This is a genomic window from Acidovorax sp. KPB24-07 (assembly GCF_057543315.1).
Genome location: NZ_BAAJYS010000495.1, coordinates 1 through 2,137 on the forward strand (window position 1 = coordinate 1; position 2,137 = coordinate 2,137).

Annotated in this window: 1 protein-coding gene and 2 pseudogenes; all 3 read left to right on the plus strand. The window is 70.3% G+C overall.

Annotation, left to right across the window (positions count from 1 at the left end):
* Positions 1-335, plus strand: a pseudogene (locus tag AC27IQ_RS23035) (hypothetical protein); the annotation flags it as partial.
* A gap of 72 nt (positions 336-407) precedes the next feature.
* Positions 408-812, plus strand: coding sequence for a hypothetical protein (locus tag AC27IQ_RS23040; protein WP_487090932.1), 405 nt, complete (start codon positions 408-410; stop codon positions 810-812).
* Positions 813-1,286: 474 nt separating this feature from the next.
* Positions 1,287-2,068 (plus strand): annotated as a pseudogene (locus tag AC27IQ_RS23045) (DUF72 domain-containing protein).
* The last annotated feature ends 69 nt before the right edge of the window (positions 2,069-2,137 follow it).

The following is a 2,137-nucleotide window of genomic DNA, read 5'->3' on the forward strand; positions in this document are numbered from 1 at the left end:
GAGGGCGGTTTGCCGTGCGCGAGGTCCAGCGGCCGCAGGCCCCCGCCCCCTCCGCCCAAGGCGCTGCCGACACCGCCCCTTCGCGAAACACCGGCGAACTGCGCGTGTACCGCACCGCCGATGGGCAGCAGGTGGCCAGCGTGGCGGACGCGCGCATCGCCGGCGCCTGGCACGGCATTGCCATCACGCCCGGCGGCTGGGCCGTTTACACCGACGGTCGGGGCGCATACCGCTTCGTGGCATTGGGGCGGACCTTCGGCACGGAGCCGGTGCAGGACGGCGAGACCGACGACCTTGATGGAACGCGCCCCGGGCTGGTGTACAGCGCGCAGTGAGCGCGGGGGGCGTCCCTAAAATGCGCAGACCACCGCCACGCCGCCACAACCAACGCCTGCGCCTTTAAGACCATGACGCCCTTCCCCTATCCGGTCCGCACCGAATGCCCGCCGGGCGCATGCGTGTGCGACCGCGATGCGCTGCTGCAGGCGCCGAGCGGCGACTTGCGCGTGCTGCGCCTCACGCGAGACGAGGAAAAGCGGCTCATCGACCGGCTGGAGAACCTGGGCAGCCTGGGCGAGCTTCGCCGCATGCAGGAACGACTGGAAGCGCAACTGGGCATCCGCCTGAGCATCACCACCAGCCCCAACGAGGTCCGCAGCCTGCGCGGCATCGCCATCCTGGTGCTGGAGCAGCGGGGGCTGTGCCGCAAGACCCGGCAGGCCATTCCTGCCGCGATCAAGAAGAGCATGGACCGGCACCCCGACATCGCCTATGAGCTGCTCAACGAAGGGGGCCTGTTTTCGGGCGAGTGACGGGCGGCGGTGCCCCAGCTGCCGCCGCTTCGGCGCCGAAACGAAAGGAAACCGTCCAGGCCCTGGAAGAACGCGCCACAGCCCCCCACATCGACACGGTGCAGGGCGCGCATTCCTGCCTTGCATCCTGCCTTCCGCACGCTCGCTCATCGACTCCCTGCCCTCCATGCAAGACGATCTTTTCGGCGACCTGCCCGTTCCCCCCGAGCCGCCCGCTGCGCGCCCGCCAGACGCCCTGCCCCATCGGCCGAGCCCACCGAGGCCAAGGCCCCTGCCGTGCGCCGCAGCGGCACGGTACAACCGGCGGCCTGGGACGACGACCTGCGCTCGCTGGCCGCGCGGCTGCCGTCCCGCTTGCGCATGGGTACGTCGTCGTGGACCTACCCCGGCTGGAAGGGCTTGCTGTGGGAAGGCGAACATTCGGAGCAGGCGCTTTCCAAGAACGGCCTGCCGGTGTATGCCCAGCACCCGCTGATGCGCACGGTGAGCATCGACCGCAGCTTCTACCGGCCGCTCACGGTGAGCCAGTACGAGCGCTACGCCTCGCAGGTGCCGCATGACTTCCGCTTCGTGGTGAAGGCGCCCAGCCTGGTGACCGATGCGCTGGTGCGCGGCGAGGACGGGCGCGGGCGCCAGGCCAACCCGGCGTTTCTGGATGCCGCGCTGGCCACGCAGGAGTTCGTGGCGCCCGCGCTCGAAGGCCTGGGCGCAAGGTGGGTGCGCTGGTGTTCCAGTTGAGCCCGCTGCCGCTGGCGCAGCTCGACCGGCTGCCGCAGGTGCTGGAGCGACTGCGCACAATGCTGCTCGCGCAGCCGCCACTGGCGCCCACCGCGCCGGACGGCGTGCTGGCCGTGGAGGTGCGCGACCCCGAGTGGCTGTCGCCCGAGTTCATGCCGCACTTTGCCGCCGTGCTGCGCGAAGCCGGCGCCACCTACTGCGTGGGGCTGCACGCCAAGATGCCGCCGCTGGCGGAGCAACTGCACCTGCTGCGCCGGCTGTGGCCCGGACCGCTGGTGTGCCGCTGGAACCTGAACCCGGTGCATGGCGCCTATGGGTACGAAGACGCCGAAAAGCTCTACGCCCCCTATGACCGCATCCTGCACCCGGCCCCCGAGGTGCACGACGTGCTGGCGCGCACGATCGCGGGGGTGACCGGGGCGGGCCAGAATGCCTTCGTCACGGTCAGCAACCATGCCGAAGGGTGCGCGCCCCTCACCCTGCGTACGCTGGCGGAGCGGGTGGCGCCCCTGGAATAGCGCGACGGCTCAAGCGGCCGACCATGCCCCAAACGAAATGCTATTAATTTAATAGCGCAATGCCCTAGT